This window comes from Erythrobacter sp. CCH5-A1, assembly GCF_001557115.1.
Taxonomy (GTDB): domain Bacteria; phylum Pseudomonadota; class Alphaproteobacteria; order Sphingomonadales; family Sphingomonadaceae; genus Erythrobacter.
On record NZ_LSKQ01000212.1, the window covers coordinates 1 to 500 of the forward strand.

The 500-nt window shown below is 58.4% G+C and carries 1 protein-coding gene; it reads left to right on the forward strand.

Annotated features, from left to right (window positions below; translation table 11 throughout):
• Positions 1-217: 217 nt before the first annotated feature.
• Positions 218-500 (forward strand): DUF4440 domain-containing protein (locus AX708_RS20510; protein ID WP_197426393.1); only part of this gene is annotated, 283 nt, incomplete at its 3' end.

Here is a 500-nt window from a genome sequence, read left to right on the forward strand (position 1 = left end):
TGCCGTCGGCGTTCTGGGCCTCGTAGCTGTTCTGGGCCTCGCGTCGCCAGGAATGATGTAGATCGAAAGTTCACGCAAAAAGGGGGTTTCAATGGATCGATATGGAGCAGGCAGAATTGCGGGAGTACTGGCGGGCGTAATCCTGCTGACACAAAGCCCGGTATTGGCGCACCCCAGTACCGCTGCGAAGGGGAGGGACGCTGAGGAAGGGGCCACAGTGGCTACGGCCTTGGATGGTCCCGTTGGAGCGGTGGCGGACTTTCATGCTGCGCTAGCAAGGGGCGATAATGCCGCTGCACTTTCGCTTCTGGCCGAAGATGTGCTCATTTATGAATCCGGTGGGACAGAGAACAGCCGAGCTGAATATGCCAGTCATCATCTCAAATCGGATGCCGCTTTCAGCGCCGCAGTTCCGCGCATGCTTATCAGCAGAACGCATGGTGAGCAGGGCGATACAGCCTGGGTGATGAGCGTCGAGAATGTCGAGGGAACGTACCGCG